This window comes from Dechloromonas sp. H13 (assembly GCF_009469615.1).
Lineage (GTDB): Bacteria > Pseudomonadota > Gammaproteobacteria > Burkholderiales > Rhodocyclaceae > Azonexus.
Genome location: NZ_SSXX01000002.1, coordinates 188,346 through 205,000, shown reverse-complemented (window position 1 = coordinate 205,000; position 16,655 = coordinate 188,346). Strand labels below are relative to the sequence as shown.

Sequence of the window (16,655 nt, the reverse complement as noted above, 5' to 3'; positions counted from 1 at the left end):
GACCCATTATACAAAAGGTACGCAGTCACCCCACAAGGAGGCTCCCACTGTTTGTATGCATGCGGTTTCAGGTTCTATTTCACTCCCCTCCCGGGGTTCTTTTCGCCTTTCCCTCACGGTACTGGTTCACTATCGGTCGATCACGAGTATTTAGCCTTGGAGGATGGTCCCCCCATGTTCAGACAGGGTTTCACGTGCCCCGCCCTACTTGTCGCTAACTTAGTACCACAGCGATGTTTTCGCATACGGGGCTATCACCCACTACGGCCGGACTTTCCATTCCGTTCTGCTAACAAAGCTGCTATCACTAGCAGGCTCTTCCCCGTTCGCTCGCCACTACTTGGGGAATCTCGGTTGATTTCTTTTCCTCCGGCTACTTAGATGTTTCAGTTCACCGGGTTCGCCTCCCATGCCTATGTATTCAGCATGGGATACCTCTTGCGAGGTGGGTTTCCCCATTCGGATATCGGGGGATCAAAGCTTCATTGCCAGCTCCCCCCCGCTTTTCGCAGGCTTGCACGTCCTTCATCGCCTGTGATCGCCAAGGCATCCACCACATGCACTTAGTCGCTTGATCCTATAACCTTGGGGTCTCGGCAGAGACCCGGCTACAGGCAACTCGTTTGTGCTGTCTCGTACTAGCTGTAATACGAGAACAGATGCAATCACAACGTGTATCTGCTGCTCATCACAGCGATACACAACCTTCTTCCGTTTTGTTAAAGAGCGTAGCAATTGATTTCTCAAAAGCCAGAGATAAACACCCGCTTATCTCTGGATTCTGGTGGAGGATGACGGGATCGAACCGACGACCCCCTGCTTGCAAAGCAGGTGCTCTCCCAGCTGAGCTAATCCCCCGTGGTGACGTGGTGGGTCTGGTTGGAATCGAACCAACGACCCCCGCCTTATCAAGACGGTGCTCTAACCGACTGAGCTACAGACCCTCGTCTGTTTGCTACTCATTGAACAACCGATAGGTTGTGGGTGCCAGAGATGCTTTCTCTAGAAAGGAGGTGATCCAGCCGCAGGTTCCCCTACGGCTACCTTGTTACGACTTCACCCCAGTCACGAACCCCGCCGTGGTAAGCGCCCCCCTTGCGGTTAGGCTACCTACTTCTGGCGGAACCCGCTCCCATGGTGTGACGGGCGGTGTGTACAAGACCCGGGAACGTATTCACCGCGACATGCTGATCCGCGATTACTAGCGATTCCGACTTCATGCAGGCGAGTTGCAGCCTGCAATCCGGACTACGATCGGCTTTCTGGGATTGGCTCCACCTCGCGGCTTGGCAACCCTCTGTACCGACCATTGTATGACGTGTGAAGCCCTACCCATAAGGGCCATGAGGACTTGACGTCATCCCCACCTTCCTCCGGTTTGTCACCGGCAGTCTCGTTAAAGTGCCCAACTAAATGATGGCAATTAACGACAAGGGTTGCGCTCGTTGCGGGACTTAACCCAACATCTCACGACACGAGCTGACGACAGCCATGCAGCACCTGTGTTCCGGCTCCCTTTCGGGCACTCCCAAATCTCTTCGGGATTCCAGACATGTCAAGGGTAGGTAAGGTTTTTCGCGTTGCATCGAATTAATCCACATCATCCACCGCTTGTGCGGGTCCCCGTCAATTCCTTTGAGTTTTAACCTTGCGGCCGTACTCCCCAGGCGGTCAACTTCACGCGTTAGCTACGGTACTAAATGGTTTTACCCACCCAACACCTAGTTGACATCGTTTAGGGCGTGGACTACCAGGGTATCTAATCCTGTTTGCTACCCACGCTTTCGTGCATGAGCGTCAGTATCGACCCAGGGGGCTGCCTTCGCCATTGGTGTTCCTCCACATCTCTACGCATTTCACTGCTACACGTGGAATTCCACCCCCCTCTGCCGTACTCTAGCCTTGCAGTCACAAGCGCAGTTCCCAGGTTGAGCCCGGGGATTTCACGCCTGTCTTACAAAACCGCCTGCGCACGCTTTACGCCCAGTAATTCCGATTAACGCTCGCACCCTACGTATTACCGCGGCTGCTGGCACGTAGTTAGCCGGTGCTTCTTATGCCGGTACCGTCATCCGCACAGGGTATTAGCCCATGCGATTTCTTCCCGGCCGAAAGAGCTTTACAACCCGAAGGCCTTCTTCACTCACGCGGCATGGCTGGATCAGGGTTGCCCCCATTGTCCAAAATTCCCCACTGCTGCCTCCCGTAGGAGTCTGGACCGTGTCTCAGTTCCAGTGTGGCGGATCATCCTCTCAGACCCGCTACAGATCGTCGCCTTGGTAGGCCTTTACCCCACCAACTAGCTAATCTGATATCGGCCGCTCAATCAGCGCAAGGTCTTGCGATCCCCTGCTTTCCTGCGCACAGAATATGCGGTATTAGCGCAACTTTCGCTACGTTATCCCCCACTGAAAGGTACGTTCCGATACATTACTCACCCGTTCGCCACTCGCCGGCACCCGAAGGTCCGCTGCCGTTCGACTTGCATGTGTAAGGCATGCCGCCAGCGTTCAATCTGAGCCAGGATCAAACTCTTCAGTTCAATCCAACTTAACTCGCAATTCACTGACGGTAGATTTCTCTACCTCGATGGATCTCTCCATCCGTGTGATTGCCTTAATACTTTGTTGCGACCGAAGTCGCTTCGCATCAAGGCACCCACACCTATCGGTTGTTCAAGTTTTTAAAGATCGTTTGCCGCGCCGTTTCGTTTGATTCGTCAGCAGCAGAGAAGCGAAATTATGAAGCACTCTCTACATCTCGTCAAGCACTTCGTACAAAATTTTTTCCGACTCCCCTCTCCGCCGCACCCGCCAAAAACCCCGGCACCGCAGAGAGGTGCGCATTATATACACATCAAAAAAGACGTCAACAGGAGGAAAAAGAAATCTGAAAACACCAAGGCAACAGCGACGCCCTCTAGCTGACAACCACTCGCGCAAACTTGCGCTTACCAACCTGAAGCACGACAGGCACACCCACTGCCAGACATGCAGATTTGTCAGCAACCTTCTCACCGTCCGTACGAACCCCGCCCTGATCTATCATGAGTAACAATTCGGAGGCACTTCCCGTCAAGCCCGAAAGTTTCAATGCCTGGACAACCGCAAGCGGCCACCCGTCATTCCCCAACTCGCACTCGGGCATATCATCAGGCAACACTCCTTGGCGGAATCGCGCTTCAAAATCAATCAGCGCTGCAGCGGCGTCCTTTTGTGAATGGGAACGGGCAACCAACTCTTGCGCAAGTTGTACCTTGTCATCCCAAGGATTGAGTCCATTTACGACGGCCATCCTCAATCGTTGAATTTCTGCGGCACCCTTAAACGACAGCAGATCGTAATATCGCCACGTCAAATCGTCAGAGATCGACATGATTTTGCCGAATATTTCTTTCGGCGCTTCGTTTATCCCTACATAGTTGCCAAGGGATTTCGACATCTTGTTGATGCCATCCAAGCCCTCCAGTAACGGCATCATCAGCACGCACTGCGCTGGTTGCCCGTAGCGCTTCTGCAATTCACGGCCGACACCAGCAAGGCAATCGCCCGTCTCTTTGGGGAACTCTTTCCAGGCGACGTCAACAAAAAAGGGCGGCCACGGCCGCCCTTTCGGAAGAAGGATGGGGTTATGCGGAGAAAGACGACCCACAGCCACAGGTCGATGTTGCATTCGGATTGCGAATCACGAACTGCGACCCCTCCAGACCTTCCGAGTAGTCGATCTCAGCGCCGACAAGATACTGGTAGCTCATCGGGTCAATCAGCAACGTGACGCCGTTCTTTTCCATGGTCGCATCATCTTCGTTGACCTCTTCGTCAAACGTGAAGCCGTACTGAAAACCCGAGCACCCACCGCCGGTAACGAATACGCGCAACTTGAGGCCGGGGTTGCCTTCCTCTTCGATAAGCTCCTTCACCTTGCTGGCGGCACTATCGGTAAAGACGAGGGGCATGACCATTTCGCTTACAGCATTCATTTGCGGCACTCCTGAAAAAATTCGTTGAAGATTATGGGAGCCGGCTAGGCTCCGGTCAACTGCATTAGGTGGATCAAGCCGGCTTTAGTTCCGCCAACTCTGCAACTGGATGGATAAGGCGCCCTTCGACGACAGCCCCCTGATGCATTTCTATTAGCGAATATTCGACATCACCGACGATCTTTGCTCGGGCCTGCATTTCCAGAGACTCCGTGACAGCCACCCGCCCGACAATCGTTCCATTCGTCACCAGGTGCGCAACAACAACTTCACCTTCCACGCGCGCCTGCTCACTGAGAACCAGCATTGATGCCGCGGCACCTTCGGCGACCTCGACATTGCCCTTGACCACTCCATCGATGCGCAACCCCCCGGCAAAGCGGATATTCCCTTCGACCTGAGTTCCCGCACCAATCAGCGTGTCGATTCGAGCATGCGGCGTGCTTTCGCCCTTCCTTCCGAACATCGCCCCCCCTCCTATAGTTGCGCCAAGCGCTTCGATTTGAGTGTATCACCCTGCAACACGCGAACTTCCACCGACAGCAAGCGCGCTCCTGGCGGCAGCTCGAAACCACCTTCCCGACGCAAAAAATGGCGCACTTCGACCTGGAACTCGCCCGCACTTTCACGCTTTTCTGGAATCCGCAACTCCTGCTGCTTTCCCGCCAGCAAAAAAGCCACAGAAAATTGCAGTCGACCGCGAAAGTCCGCTGCTTGCTTGGTCGACTGGTACGCCAGAAGAACTCGATAACGGAAATGTTGCGGCCCGTCGGGCGCCACCCGGAAACTTTCCACGCGAATCGCCGGTTCGTCGCCGGCAGCCGGAATCAGGCGCTCGAAGAGAAGCATGTCTTCCTTCAACGCCGCATTCTCGGACTCAAGCGTTTTCACCCGATTCAGCAGTTGCTGCTGCGTCGAGCGTTCCATCTCCGCAGCATTCTGCTCGGTACCGGCAGCAGACCGCCGCTTCAATAATTCGTCATCAAGCTGACGAACCTGCTGGCGCAATGAATCGAGTTCCCGCTCCACTTCGCTCACTTCGCCGCGTTGCTGGATCAACCAGACAATCGCAACCACCACCAGGACGAGCAAGCCTCCTCCGATTGCGTACCAAGGCCAGGCCAGATGGGTCCGCACGACAACCCGCGGCGCCGTTATACCGAAGCGGCGCCGAAATTTTTTTACCTTCAGGTTAATGGCAGGTGTTGGCATGGCCCAGTCGTTTCAATCCGGAGCTTCAGCGCGAAAACTAACGATACCAGCTTTGCGCACACCACTATCGACCCAGGATGCGCCACGGATTTCAAAAAAACAAAAAGCCGCCAAACGGCGGCTTTTTCTGGTCGCGACGAAATCAACGCTTGGAGAATTGCTTGCGACGACGCGCCTTGTGGAAGCCAACCTTCTTACGTTCTACTTCGCGGGCATCGCGGGTCACGAACCCCGCCTTGGACAAGGCCGGCTTGAGCGCAGCATCGTACTCGATCAGCGCACGGGTGATACCGTGACGGACAGCACCCGCCTGACCGGACTCGCCACCACCGATCACATTGACCTTGATATCGAAGCCCTTCAACTCATCGACCAGTTCAAGCGGCTGGCGCACGATCATGCGACCGGTTTCACGCGAGAAGAACTGATCCACCGGCTTGCCATTCACAACGATGGCACCAGAACCACGCTTCATGAAGACACGAGCAACGGCGCTCTTGCGACGACCGGTACCGTAGAAATAACTTTCAGCCATGACGACCCCTTAGATTTCCAGCGCCTTGGGCTGCTGGGCGGTGTGAGGATGTTGGGCGCCAGCGTAGCACTTGAGCTTTTTCAGCATGGCATAGCCAAGCGGCCCCTTCGGCAGCATGCCCTTGACGGCGGTTTCCAGGGCGCGCCCAGGAAAACGTTGCTGCATTTTCTTGAAATTGGTTTCGGAAATACCACCGGGGTAACCGGAGTGACGATAGTACTTCTTGTCTTCGGCCTTGTTGCCGGTCACGACCAGTCGCTCGACATTCGTCACGACAATGAAGTCACCCGTATCGACGTGCGGGGTATAGATAGCCTTGTGCTTGCCACGCAGGCGGCGGGCAATTTCGGTAGCGAGGCGGCCGAGCACCTTGTCTGTGGCGTCTACCACAAACCACTCGCGCTTCACCTCATGTGGCTTGGCGGAAAACGTTTTCATGTGTGTGCCGTCCTGAAAATTGGGCGCAGATTGGAGAAAGCCGTGGATTCTAATCGACTTTTCGCTGGGCTGTCAAATGAAATCCACACCCGAGGGCATCGAGCGGACAAAAAAAACGCGGCTCGCTGAGCCGCGTTAAATCCACACCAAAGGAGGAGGGTGGAGGAGACAAACCTGAACGTTGGAACCCACTGAACAGCGAAGAACCTCGGTTCGTACGCTTTGCATTATGCCGAACGATGCCTCACGGCGCAAGGATTTTTAATGCACCGCAACACTATAATTTTTATATATAAACAATTTATATTAATTAATTATAATTAATTGTTTTATATATTAAAAATAATAAAATTTTCAATCTATTCATGATTGTTTAAACACAATAAAGCGACATCTCGGGCTCAGTTTTTAATACGCAAATGTTGCATCGCAACATTTTTTACGGCCCGACAGTATCGGGAAAATTTCGATAAAATCCGCCCACCGCTACAGGAGACTCAAATGGAATGCACCATTAGATGGATGGGAAACGACGCCGGCATGTCGTTCGTGGCTGAAAGCGGAAGCGGACACGCCGTCGTTATGGATGGGGCCCCCGAGGCCGGCGGCCGCAATCTCGGGCTACGGCCCATGGAAATGGTTCTTGCCGGAACCGGCGGCTGCACCGCATTCGACGTCGTCCTTATATTGAAGAAGGGCAGGCATGCCGTCAGCGGCTGCGAGGTCAGTCTCAAGGCTGAACGTGCCGAGACCGACCCCAAGGTGTTTACCGGCATTCACTTCCACTACAAGGTAAAAGGCCGGCAACTCAAGCCGGATGCCGTTGCCCGCGCCATAGAGCTTTCCAAGGACAAATACTGCTCGGCATCGATCATGATCGCCAAGACTGCGGAAATCACCTACGACTTTGAGATTGTCGAAGAGCCCTGAAATTCCGGGCCCGCCGCAACCGTCTCCTCCTCAGAGCCGATAGGCCGTTCCGGTCATCAGTCCTGCCGCAATTTTCATCGCTGTTTTGACGAGGGCCGGCAGTTCGGCGGCACCCAATTGAAGCGCTGTCTCGGCATGCCGGATTTCGTCGATCCGCATCTGGTCGACGATTTCCCGCGAGCGCACGTCGTGTTCGGGCAGGCGCGCCAGATGGCTGTCCAGATGCGCCTCCACCTGGCGCTCGGTCTCCGCGAGAAATCCGAGATTCCACTTGTCGCCAATGCGGCCGGCCAGCAAACCCATCGAAAGCGCACCGACGTACCAGAGCGGGTTGAGGATGCTTTTGCGCCCGCCCAGCTCCACGATGCGCTGTTCTGTCCACGCCAGATGCTCGGTTTCTTCATCCGCCGCCTCGCATAGAGCAGCACGCACGGATGGATTGCGCGACGTCAGGGCCTGTCCCTGGTAAAGCGCCTGGGCGCAAATCTCGCCGACGTGATTGACGCGCATGAGTCCGCAGACATGCGCCTTTTCCTGCTCACTCATGTCGGCTTCCGGGAGACCCGATCCGGGAACCGGACGCTGGCTGCGCGCCGGGGCGAAGACAGTACGCAAGGCGCGGTCGAACTCGATGATGAAACGTTCCGCAGACATGGGCTTAACGACGGCTTTCCGGGTGCCGGCCGCGCTTCAGCGCATCCCGCGCCTCCTCGACACTGCGGACAATGACACCTTCCGGGCAAAAATAATCACTGAAAAGTGCAGCATGGTAGCGATTGGCGGCCACGTTCTGGATGCGTTTCCATTCGTTGTTGCGCGATTTGGACCAGCTTCCGTCGGGCCGGCCGGAAGCGTAGATGCGACGCTCCTGGGTTTCACAGCGCAAGCCTTCGAAACTCACGTTCCGTGCGCCGCCAGAAGTCTGCACAACCAGGACATAGCGAATCACGCCATCGGCACCCACCGCCAAGGATGCTCCGTCGATGAAAAATTCATTGTCGGTCGCCGCGCTGACGTAGAAAGGCAGCAGGTTTTCCTGCTGCGGAGCCGGCGGCAGCTGAACTGCCACCTCCTTCCACTGCTTGTCGTCGTAATCTTCCTCGAAGTCGGCGAGAGCCGACTGCCCGGCCAGCGACGCGAGCACCCCGAACAAAGCCAGAAGGGAAGTGGAGCGAGAGAAGATTGGCCGCACGCTACCCCCCCCCTGTTTGACCGGAGGCATCGGAAGGGCTGCTCTGCTGCCGCTGCCGACCCCGCCGATCATGATCGAGGAAACGCACGAGTTCGCTCAGCGCCTGCTCATAGACGCCGCGCTTGAATTCGATCACGGCGTCGAGCGGCACCCAGTAGTCGTTCCAGCGCCAGGCGTCGAACTCGGGTTTCGCGGTCGCCCGCAGACTGACGTCGTTGTCGCGCCCGACAAGGCGCAACAGGAACCAAATCTGCTTCTGCCCCCGGTAGGAGCCGCGCCATTCGCGCTTGATCCAGTGTGTCGGCACTTCGTAACGCAACCAGCCCTTGGTTCGCCCGAGGATGCGCACATGTTCAGGCTGCAGCCCGACTTCCTCGTACAGTTCGCGGAACATGGCCTGTTCGGGCGTTTCGCCGCGCTTGATGCCACCTTGCGGAAACTGCCAGGAATGTTCACGTATGCGCTTGCCCCAGAAGACCTCGTTTTTGGCGTTACAAAGAATGATGCCGACGTTCGGGCGATAGCCTTCACGATCGAGCATGTCTATCCTGCGAAATTAAAAGTTGCATCAATTCTTTCACAAAGGCCGCCCGCATGCAAAGCACGGCCAGCGTGTAAAATCCATGTTTTGCAACGAATTCAAGAGCATCTCATGCGCACTTCGCAGTTCTTTTTCACCACCTTGAAAGAAGCCCCCGCCGACGCCGAAGTCGTCAGCCAGAAAATGATGCTGCGCGCCGGCTACATCAAGCGGGCCGCGGCCGGTATCTACACCTGGATGCCGCTGGGGCTGCGCGTGCTGCGCAAGGTCGAAGGCATCGTCCGCGACGAGATGAACAATGCCGGCGCACTGGAACTGCTGATGCCCGCCGTACAGCCCTTCGAGCTGTGGGAAGAATCGGGGCGCGGGCCGGCCTACGGCCCCGAGCTGTTGCGCTTCAAGGACCGCCACCAGCGCGACTTCGTCATCGGCCCGACGCACGAGGAAGTCATCACCGACGTGGTCCGCCGCGACGTCAAGAGCTACCGCCAGTTGCCGATCCACCTCTACCAGATCCAGACCAAGTTCCGCGACGAGATCCGCCCCCGCTTCGGTGTCATGCGCGGCCGCGAGTTCCTGATGAAGGACGGCTACTCCTTCCACACTTCGTTCGCGGATCTGCAGCGCGAATACGGCAACATGTACGCGACCTACAGCCGCATTTTCACGCGGCTGGGCCTGAAATTCCGCGCCGTCGCGGCCGATACCGGCTCGATCGGCGGCACCGGCTCGCATGAATTCCATGTCCTGGCCGACTCCGGCGAAGACGACATCGCCTTCTGCCCCGACTCCGACTACGCTGCCAACGTCGAACTGGCCGAGGCCGTAGCACCGGCAACGCCGCGCGCGGCAGCCGCGCAGCCGATGGCCAAGATCGCCACGCCGGGCAAGGCTGCCTGCGCCGACGTCGCCGCGTTTCTTGCGGTCGACATCGCGAAGATCGTCAAATCCATCGCCGTCGTCAGCGAGCGCGAGAACGGCACGAAGAAATTCGCGCTGCTGCTGCTGCGCGGCGACCACGAACTGAACGAGATCAAGGCCGGCAAGATCGCCACCCTCGGCACCTTCCGCTTCGCCTCCGACGGCGAGGTACAGGAATATCTGGGCTGCGCCCCCGGCTGCATCGGCCCGGTTGCGGTCAACCGCGAAAAAGTGGCGATTTTCGCCGACCGCACCGTCGCCGCGATGAGCGATTTCGTCTGCGGTGCGAACGAGGCCGGCTTCCACCTGGGCGGCGTCAATTTCGGCCGCGATCTGCCGGAACCGGAAGTCTTCGACATCCGCAACGTCGTCGCCGGTGATCCGTCGCCGGACGGCAAGGGCAAGCTGGAAATCTGCCGCGGCATCGAGGTCGGCCACATCTTCCAGTTGCGCACCAAGTACGCACAGGCGCTGAATTGCGCCTTCCTCGACGAGCAGGGCAAGAGCCAGGTCATGGAGATGGGCTGCTACGGCATCGGCGTCTCGCGCATCGTCGGCGCCGCCATCGAGCAGGGCAACGACGAGCGGGGCATCGTCCTGCCAGCCGCCATCGCGCCATTCGAAGTCTGCATCGTGCCGATGGGATACCACAAGAGCGATGCGGTCAGGGCGGCTGCCGACCAACTTTACAGCGAATTGCGAAAATCGGGCATCGACGTCGTCCTCGACGACCGCAACGAGCGCCCCGGCGTCATGTTCGCTGACATGGAACTGATCGGCATCCCGCACCGCGTCGTCATCGGCGAGCGCGGCCTCAACGAAGGCAAGCTAGAATACAAGGGCCGCCTCGACGGCGAGGCCACCCTGGTCGCCCAGGGCGAAATTCTCGACCTGCTCAAAGGAAAGTTGTGCACCGGCTGATTGCCTTCCTGCTGTTGCTGAATGTCTCGGGCGCCTTCGCCGGCGCCCAGATCTACGAGCCGCTTTCAGCCAGCGTCCAGGCGGCCCTGCACAAGGCGGTATCGGACGCCCGCCCGCCGTCGAGTTCATTCAGCGACCCGCTGGACGCGGTCGAATGGCTGGCCGAAATGTCACCGCGACTGGAAAAGCGGATTCCCAACCGCGAATACCGCCTCGACCTCCTGCGCAGCGTTCATTACGAAGCCACGCGCGCCGGACTGGACCCGCAACTGGTGCTCGGCCTGATGCAGGTCGAGTCCGGTTTCCGCAAATACGCCGTTTCGTCGGCCGGCGCCCGCGGCTACATGCAGGTGATGCCGTTCTGGGTCAAGCTGATCGGCCGCCCGGACGACAGCCTGTTCGACCTGCGCACCAACCTGCGCTACGGCTGCACCATCCTCCGCCACTACCTGGACATCGAAAAAGGCGACCTCTATCGCGCCCTCGGCCGCTACAACGGCAGCCTCGGCCGGCCGGAATATCCGAATATGGTGCGCGCCGCCTGGCAGAACCAGTGGGGCTACCAGAAGCCGACCCGGCTGGCCCAGGCCACCCGCTGATTTTCGGCCTGAATTTCAGCCATTTCCGGCCGTCGACCGCAGCAGCGCGCGGTCGTCACCCAAACCGCGCCAAAATCAACGCATGCCGGGCAGCATGCCCTTCATGCCGCGCATCAGCTTGCCCATGCCGCCCTTGGCCATCATCTTCATCATCTTCTGCGACTGCTCGAACTGGTTGAGCAGCCGATTCACTTCCTGGACCTGGACGCCGGCACCCATTGCGATCCGCCGCTTGCGGCTGGCCTTGATGATTTCCGGCTTGGCGCGCTCGGCCGGGGTCATCGAATTGATGATGCCCTCGACGCGGCCGACCATCTTGTTCTCGGCGCCTGCCGGCAGCTGACCGGCGGCCTGCGCGATCTGCGCCGGCATCTTGTCCATCAGCGCCGACAGCCCGCCCATGTTGCGCATCTGGGCGATCTGCTCCTTGAAGTCGTTGAGGTCGAAACCTTTCCCCGATTTCAGCTTCTTGGCGAAAGCGACCGCCTTTTCCTCGTCGAGCCCCTTCTTGGCCTCCTCGATCAGCGACAGCACGTCGCCCATGCCAAGGATGCGCGACGCCATCCGTTCGGGATGGAAAGCCTCCAGCCCCGCCAGCTTTTCGCCGACGCCGGCGAACTTGATCGGCTTGCCGGTGATGTGGCGCACCGACAGGGCCGCCCCGCCGCGCGCATCGCCGTCGAGCTTGGTCAGCACGACGCCGGTCAGCGGCAAGGCCTCGTTGAAGGCCCGGGCGGTGTTGACCGCATCCTGGCCGAGCATCGCATCGACGACGAAGAGTGTTTCGATGGGCTTCAGCGCGGCGTGCAGGCGCTTGATTTCGGCCATCATTTCCTCGTCGACCGCAAGACGGCCGGCCGTATCGACCAGCAGCACGTCATGGTAGTGGCGTTTCGCCCAATCGACCGCCGCCAGGGCGATTGCCTCCGGTTTTTCGCCCGCCGTCGATGGGAAGAAATCGATGCCGGCCTGCCCGGCCACCGACTTGAGCTGCTCGATGGCCGCCGGACGGTAAACGTCGCAGGAAACCACCAGCACCTTCTTCTTGTGGTTCTCCTTCAGGAACTTGCCCAGCTTGCCGACGGTGGTCGTCTTGCCTGCCCCCTGCAGGCCGGCCATCAGCACGATGGCCGGCGGCTGGGTGTTGAAGCTGATGCCTTCGTGGGCATCGCCCATGATCCGCGTCAGTTCGCGATGCACGACGCCGACCAGCGCCTGGCCGGGACTCAGCGAACCGATGACTTCCTCGCCGACCGCCTTCTCCCTGACCGCCGCGATGAACTCCTTGATCACCGGCAGGGCGACATCGGCCTCCAGCAGCGCCATGCGGACTTCGCGCAGGGCATCGGTGATATTGGATTCGGTCAGGCGCGCTTCGCCCTTGAGCGTCTTCATGACGCGGGCAAGGCGATTGGTCAGGTTATCGAGCATGGCAGATAGGCTTCTAGTAGAATTCGCGGATGGCCGACATTGTAATTCAGCTTCTGCCCCACATCGCCGCCGCCCTCCTCTACGGCGCGCTCGGCTTCCACTTCTGGAACACCCGCTGGCGCGAAGGGGAGAACCAGTGCGTCGCCTGCCCGATGCAGGTCTGGGAGCGGGTGGCGATTGCCGCGGGCCTGCTCATTCACGCCTACGGCCTCTATGGCGCGCTGTTCTCCGACGCCGGCATGCGCTTCTCGTTCAGTTTCGCGCTTTCCCTGATGATGTGGCTGGCCGTGCTGATCTACTGGCTGGAGAGCTTCATGGCGCGCATGGAGGGCATGCAGCCCATGGTGCTGCCGCTGGCCGCCGTATGCACCGCGCTACCCGTCTTCTTTCCGCAGGTACATGTGGTGGCGCACGCCAGCGCCACCGGTTTCAAGCTGCATTTTCTCGCGGCGATGCTCGCCTACAGCCTGCTGACCCTCTCGGCACTGCACGCCATCTTCATGGGCTTCACCGAGAATGCGCTGCACAAGCGCCTGATGAAGCGCAGCCTGACCAGCCTGCCACCGCTGCTGACCATGGAGTCGCTGCTTTTCCGCATGTTGCTGCTCGGCTTCATCCTGCTCTCGCTGACGGTCGGCAGTGGTGTCTTCTTCTCCGAGGCACTGTTCGGCAAACCGCTGACACTGGATCACAAGACCCTGTTCGCCTTCGCTTCCTGGGGCATCTTCGCGACACTGCTGATCGGTCGCCATGCCTGGGGCTGGCGGGGAAAAAGGGCGTTGCGCTGGACGCTGGCGGGCTTCGCCCTGCTGATCCTCGCCTACGTCGGCAGCCGCTTCGTCGCCGAAGTCATCCTCGGACGACTGTAGGTAGTGGACGATATCCCGCTGTCGGCGCTGTCGCTGGCCCTGGTCGTGCTGCTGGCGATGTCGGCTTTCTTCTCGCTCAGCGAGACGGCGATGATGGCCTCCAACCGCTTCCGCCTGCGCCACCTCGCCTCGTCCGGCCACCACGGCGCCCAGCGCGCCCTTGATCTGCTGAACCGCACCGACAAGATGCTTGGCGTCATCCTGCTCGGCAACAACCTGATCAACTCGGCTGCCGCGACCCTGGTCAGCGTCATCGCCATCGAGATGTTCGGCGAGGAGAAGTGGGCGCTGGGCGCCGGCACGCTGGTGGTCACCTTCGCCATCCTGGTCTTTTCGGAAATCACGCCGAAGATCATCGGCGCGACCCATGCCGACCGTCTCGCCCTCGTTCTCGGCTACGTCCTGACCCCGTTGCTGCGCCTCTTCTATCCGGCGGTCTGGTTCGTCAACCTTTTTGCCAGCGCCCTCCTGAGGCTGCTCCGCCTCGCGCCCAAGGCCAACGCGGAAGCACCTCGTCTCACCCCGGAGGAGTTGCGCAGCCTGGTACTCGAATCCTCGCACCTGATCCCGCAGAAGCACCGGGCGATCCTCTCCAGCCTGTTCGAACTGAACAACATCACCGTCGAGGACGTCATGACCCCGCGCGGGAACATCGAGATCCTCGACCTCGATCTCCCGTGGGAAGAGGTGTGCGCCCAATTGGCGACCAGCCACCACAGCCGCCTCCCGGTGTGCCGCGAATCGCTCGACCAGCTTCTCGGCGTCCTGCCGGTCCGCCGCCTGCTAGGCAGCCTCGGCGACAGCGAATTCGACGAGGCGTCGCTGCTCGAGCATATCCAGTCGGCATACTACATTCCCTCCGGTACCGCCGTCTTTTCCCAACTCGCCTTCTTTCAGGAAAACCGCCAGCGCATCGGTTTCGTCGTCGACGAATACGGCGAGATTCTCGGCCTGCTGACGCTCGAGGACATCATCGAGGAATTCGTCGGCGAGTTCACCACCTCGCTGCCAGGACTGGGCCAGTCGCTGGCCTGGGATGCCGACGGCAGCGCGATCGTCGAGGGGTCGCGCCAGTTGCGCGACATCAACCGCATGCTCGGACTGCAATTCCCACTGGATGGCCCGAAGACGCTCAACGGACTGATCCTCGAGCACTTCCAGGACATCCCGGAAGCCGGCGTCAGCATCAAGCTGACGGGCATTGCGGTCGAAATCCTGCAGACGCAGGACCGCAGCGTCGTCACCGCCCGCATTTTCAGGCCGGCCAGTCGCTGACCCGACCCCCGCGCGGTCTTTACAAACCGGGGGCTACGTAGCATCATCGCCCAATCTAAACGGCATCTGTCCAGCAATCAATGTCCGCCACACCCCAAGCAAGCCCTCTCAGCGGTCTCGCCCGTGCCCTGGTCCAGGCGGGACGGCTCAAGGAAGCCGAGGCGGAACAGTTGCTCATCCAGGCCAATCACGAGAAACGCTCGCTGATCGAACAGATCATCGCGAGCCAGAAGATTTCGTCGCTCGATCTCGCACGCTTCGTTGCCGACACCTTCGGCTACCCGTTGCTCGATCTCGCCGTTTATGACGACACCCATATTCCGGCCAACGCCATCGATCGCAAGCTGATCGCGACCCATCGGGTGATCCCCCTCAACAAGCGGGGAAACCGGCTGTCCGTCGCCATCGCCGACCCGACCAACCTGCGGGCGCTGGACGAAATCCGTTTTCAGACCGGACTGGGCGTCGACCCCATCGTCGTCGAACAGCCCAAACTGGCGCCGCTCGTCACCAAATATGCCGAATCGGCCGAAGAAACCCTGAAGAACCTGACGTCGGACGACATCAATCTGGATTTTCTCGACGAGGAATCGGCAGCGAAGGCCGACGAGGCCGCGTCGCAGGAAATCGACGATGCCCCCGTCGTCCGCTTCATCCAGAAGATGCTGCTCGACGCGATCAATGACGGCGCCTCGGACATCCATTTCGAACCCTACGAAAAGTATTACCGCATTCGCGTCCGAATCGACGGCGTTTTGCGCGAAGTGGCGACCCCGCCCCTGGCGATCAAGGAAAAGATCGCTTCGCGGATCAAGGTCATCTCGCGCCTGAATATCGCCGAAAAGCGCATTCCGCAGGACGGGCGAATGAAACTGGTTCTCTCGAAGAACCGGGCGATCGATTTCCGGGTCAGTACCCTGCCGACGCTCCAGGGCGAAAAGATCGTGATGCGTATTCTCGACCCGACCTCGGCAACGCTCGGTATCGAGGCGCTCGGCTACGAGCCGGAACAGAAGGCCGTCCTCCTCGATGCGGTTAGCCGCCCCTACGGCATGGTGCTGGTAACCGGCCCGACCGGTTCCGGCAAGACGGTTTCGCTCTATACCTGCCTGAACATCCTGAACAAGGATGGCGTCAACATCTCCACTGCAGAGGATCCCGCCGAAATCAACCTGGCCGGGATCAACCAGGTCAATGTCGATGACAAGGTAGGGCTGACGTTCGCGACGGCGTTGCGGGCGTTCCTGCGCCAGGATCCGGACATCATCATGGTCGGCGAAATCCGCGACCTGGAAACGGCCGAGATCGCGATCAAGGCAGCCCAGACCGGCCACATGGTGATGTCAACGCTGCACACCAACGATGCACCCGCAACGCTGACGCGCCTGATGAACATGGGCGTGCCAACCTTCAACATCGCCTCCAGCATCCTGCTCATCACGGCCCAGCGCCTGGCGCGTCGCCTGTGCACCTGCAAGAAGCCGATCGATGTGCCGAACCAGACCCTGCTCGAGGCGGGATTTACCGAAGCCGACCTCGACGGTTCGTGGACGCTGTACGGCCCCGGCGGCTGCGACCGTTGCAAGGGAACCGGCTACAAAGGGCGGGTCGGCATCTATCAGGTCATGCCAATTTCCGAGGCGATGCAACGACTCATCATGAGTGGCGCCGGAGAAATGGATCTGGCCGAACAGGCCTCACGCGAAGGGGTCAAGAATCTTCGCGAATCGGGACTGCTAAAAGTAAAACAAGGCCTGACCTCGCTCGACGAGGTTCTGAGCACAACGAACGTATAACGGGGAAGGACGAGGG

The 16,655-nt window shown here is 59.3% G+C and carries 16 protein-coding genes, 2 tRNA genes and 2 rRNA genes (1 of these 20 only partly in view); 6 read left to right on the top strand and 14 right to left on the bottom strand.

The window, feature by feature from the left end; all coding sequences use genetic code 11:
* The 10 genes from GH660_RS05500 to rplM form a co-directional block, all read right to left on the bottom strand.
* A 23S ribosomal RNA gene (locus tag GH660_RS05500) occupies positions 1–577 on the bottom strand; it reaches 2,304 nt to the left of the window's first position.
* Between the two features lie 205 nt (positions 578–782).
* Positions 783–858, bottom strand: a tRNA-Ala gene (locus GH660_RS05495).
* A gap of 9 nt (positions 859–867) precedes the next feature.
* Positions 868–944 (bottom strand) — tRNA-Ile (locus GH660_RS05490).
* Between the two features lie 62 nt (positions 945–1,006).
* A 16S ribosomal RNA gene (locus GH660_RS05485) occupies positions 1,007–2,542 on the bottom strand.
* The 16S and 23S rRNA genes sit together here with 2 tRNA genes alongside, the layout of an rRNA operon.
* A 377-nt stretch (positions 2,543–2,919) precedes the next feature.
* Positions 2,920–3,672 (bottom strand): tyrosine--tRNA ligase, encoded by a 753-nt coding sequence (gene tyrS, locus GH660_RS05480; RefSeq protein WP_153145646.1) that lies wholly within the window; start codon positions 3,670–3,672, stop codon positions 2,920–2,922.
* Positions 3,629–3,979, bottom strand: a complete 351-nt coding sequence (gene erpA, locus GH660_RS05475; protein WP_153145644.1) for an iron-sulfur cluster insertion protein ErpA — start codon at positions 3,977–3,979, stop codon at positions 3,629–3,631. The genes tyrS and erpA overlap by 44 nt, the downstream gene beginning before the upstream one ends.
* Before the next feature lie 73 nt (positions 3,980–4,052).
* Positions 4,053–4,445: a polymer-forming cytoskeletal protein gene (locus GH660_RS05470; RefSeq protein WP_153145642.1), complete on the bottom strand. Its 393-nt coding sequence runs from the start codon at positions 4,443–4,445 to the stop codon at positions 4,053–4,055.
* Between the two features lie 11 nt (positions 4,446–4,456).
* Positions 4,457–5,191 (bottom strand): DUF6776 family protein, encoded by a 735-nt coding sequence (locus GH660_RS05465; protein ID WP_153145640.1) that lies wholly within the window; start codon positions 5,189–5,191, stop codon positions 4,457–4,459.
* Positions 5,192–5,333: 142 nt separating this feature from the next.
* Complete coding sequence (gene rpsI, locus GH660_RS05460; RefSeq protein WP_153145638.1) at positions 5,334–5,726, bottom strand: 30S ribosomal protein S9; 393 nt, start codon at positions 5,724–5,726, stop codon at positions 5,334–5,336.
* A 9-nt stretch (positions 5,727–5,735) separates the two neighbouring features.
* On the bottom strand, positions 5,736–6,164 hold the full coding sequence (gene rplM / locus GH660_RS05455; RefSeq protein WP_153145636.1) for a 50S ribosomal protein L13: 429 nt from the start codon (positions 6,162–6,164) through the stop codon (positions 5,736–5,738).
* 501 nt (positions 6,165–6,665) lie between these two features.
* On the opposite strand from rplM, the gene GH660_RS05450 reads away from it, so the two are divergent.
* Positions 6,666–7,094 carry an OsmC family protein gene (locus tag GH660_RS05450; RefSeq protein WP_153145634.1) on the top strand — a complete coding sequence of 143 codons (429 nt, stop codon included), beginning with the start codon at positions 6,666–6,668 and terminating at the stop codon, positions 7,092–7,094.
* Between the two features lie 30 nt (positions 7,095–7,124).
* Here the strand turns inward: GH660_RS05450 and coq7 are convergent, their stop codons facing one another.
* The 3 genes from coq7 to GH660_RS05435 are packed head-to-tail and all read right to left on the bottom strand — an operon-like array spanning position 7,125 to position 8,827.
* On the bottom strand, positions 7,125–7,748 hold the full coding sequence (coq7, locus tag GH660_RS05445) for a 2-polyprenyl-3-methyl-6-methoxy-1,4-benzoquinone monooxygenase (RefSeq protein ID WP_153145631.1): 624 nt from the start codon (positions 7,746–7,748) through the stop codon (positions 7,125–7,127).
* Positions 7,749–7,752: 4 nt separating this feature from the next.
* Positions 7,753–8,286, bottom strand: a complete 534-nt coding sequence (locus tag GH660_RS05440) for a CNP1-like family protein (protein WP_228276372.1) — start codon at positions 8,284–8,286, stop codon at positions 7,753–7,755.
* 1 nt (position 8,287) lies between these two features.
* Positions 8,288–8,827: an RNA pyrophosphohydrolase gene (locus GH660_RS05435; protein ID WP_153145628.1), complete on the bottom strand. Its 540-nt coding sequence runs from the start codon at positions 8,825–8,827 to the stop codon at positions 8,288–8,290.
* Positions 8,828–8,938: 111 nt separating this feature from the next.
* On the opposite strand from GH660_RS05435, the gene GH660_RS05430 reads away from it, so the two are divergent.
* Positions 8,939–10,669 (top strand): proline--tRNA ligase, encoded by a 1,731-nt coding sequence (locus tag GH660_RS05430; RefSeq protein WP_153145626.1) that lies wholly within the window; start codon positions 8,939–8,941, stop codon positions 10,667–10,669.
* Complete coding sequence (locus GH660_RS05425; protein ID WP_153145624.1) at positions 10,657–11,268, top strand: lytic transglycosylase domain-containing protein; 612 nt, start codon at positions 10,657–10,659, stop codon at positions 11,266–11,268. Before GH660_RS05430 ends, GH660_RS05425 begins: the two co-directional genes overlap by 13 nt.
* Before the next feature lie 75 nt (positions 11,269–11,343).
* On the opposite strand, the gene ffh is transcribed toward GH660_RS05425, so the two are convergent.
* Positions 11,344–12,699 carry a signal recognition particle protein gene (gene ffh, locus GH660_RS05420; protein ID WP_153145622.1) on the bottom strand — a complete coding sequence of 452 codons (1,356 nt, stop codon included), beginning with the start codon at positions 12,697–12,699 and terminating at the stop codon, positions 11,344–11,346.
* Between the two features lie 29 nt (positions 12,700–12,728).
* Here ffh and GH660_RS05415 point away from each other — a divergent pair, with 29 nt between their 5' ends.
* The 3 genes from GH660_RS05415 (at position 12,729) to pilB (ending at position 16,639) form a co-directional block, all read left to right on the top strand.
* Positions 12,729–13,568, top strand: coding sequence for an inner membrane protein YpjD (locus GH660_RS05415; RefSeq protein WP_153145621.1), 840 nt, complete (start codon positions 12,729–12,731; stop codon positions 13,566–13,568).
* Positions 13,569–13,571: 3 nt separating this feature from the next.
* Positions 13,572–14,843: an HlyC/CorC family transporter gene (locus GH660_RS05410; RefSeq protein ID WP_153145620.1), complete on the top strand. Its 1,272-nt coding sequence runs from the start codon at positions 13,572–13,574 to the stop codon at positions 14,841–14,843.
* Positions 14,844–14,923: 80 nt separating this feature from the next.
* Positions 14,924–16,639 (top strand): type IV-A pilus assembly ATPase PilB, encoded by a 1,716-nt coding sequence (pilB, locus tag GH660_RS05405; RefSeq protein WP_153145619.1) that lies wholly within the window; start codon positions 14,924–14,926, stop codon positions 16,637–16,639.
* Positions 16,640–16,655 lie beyond the last annotated feature (16 nt).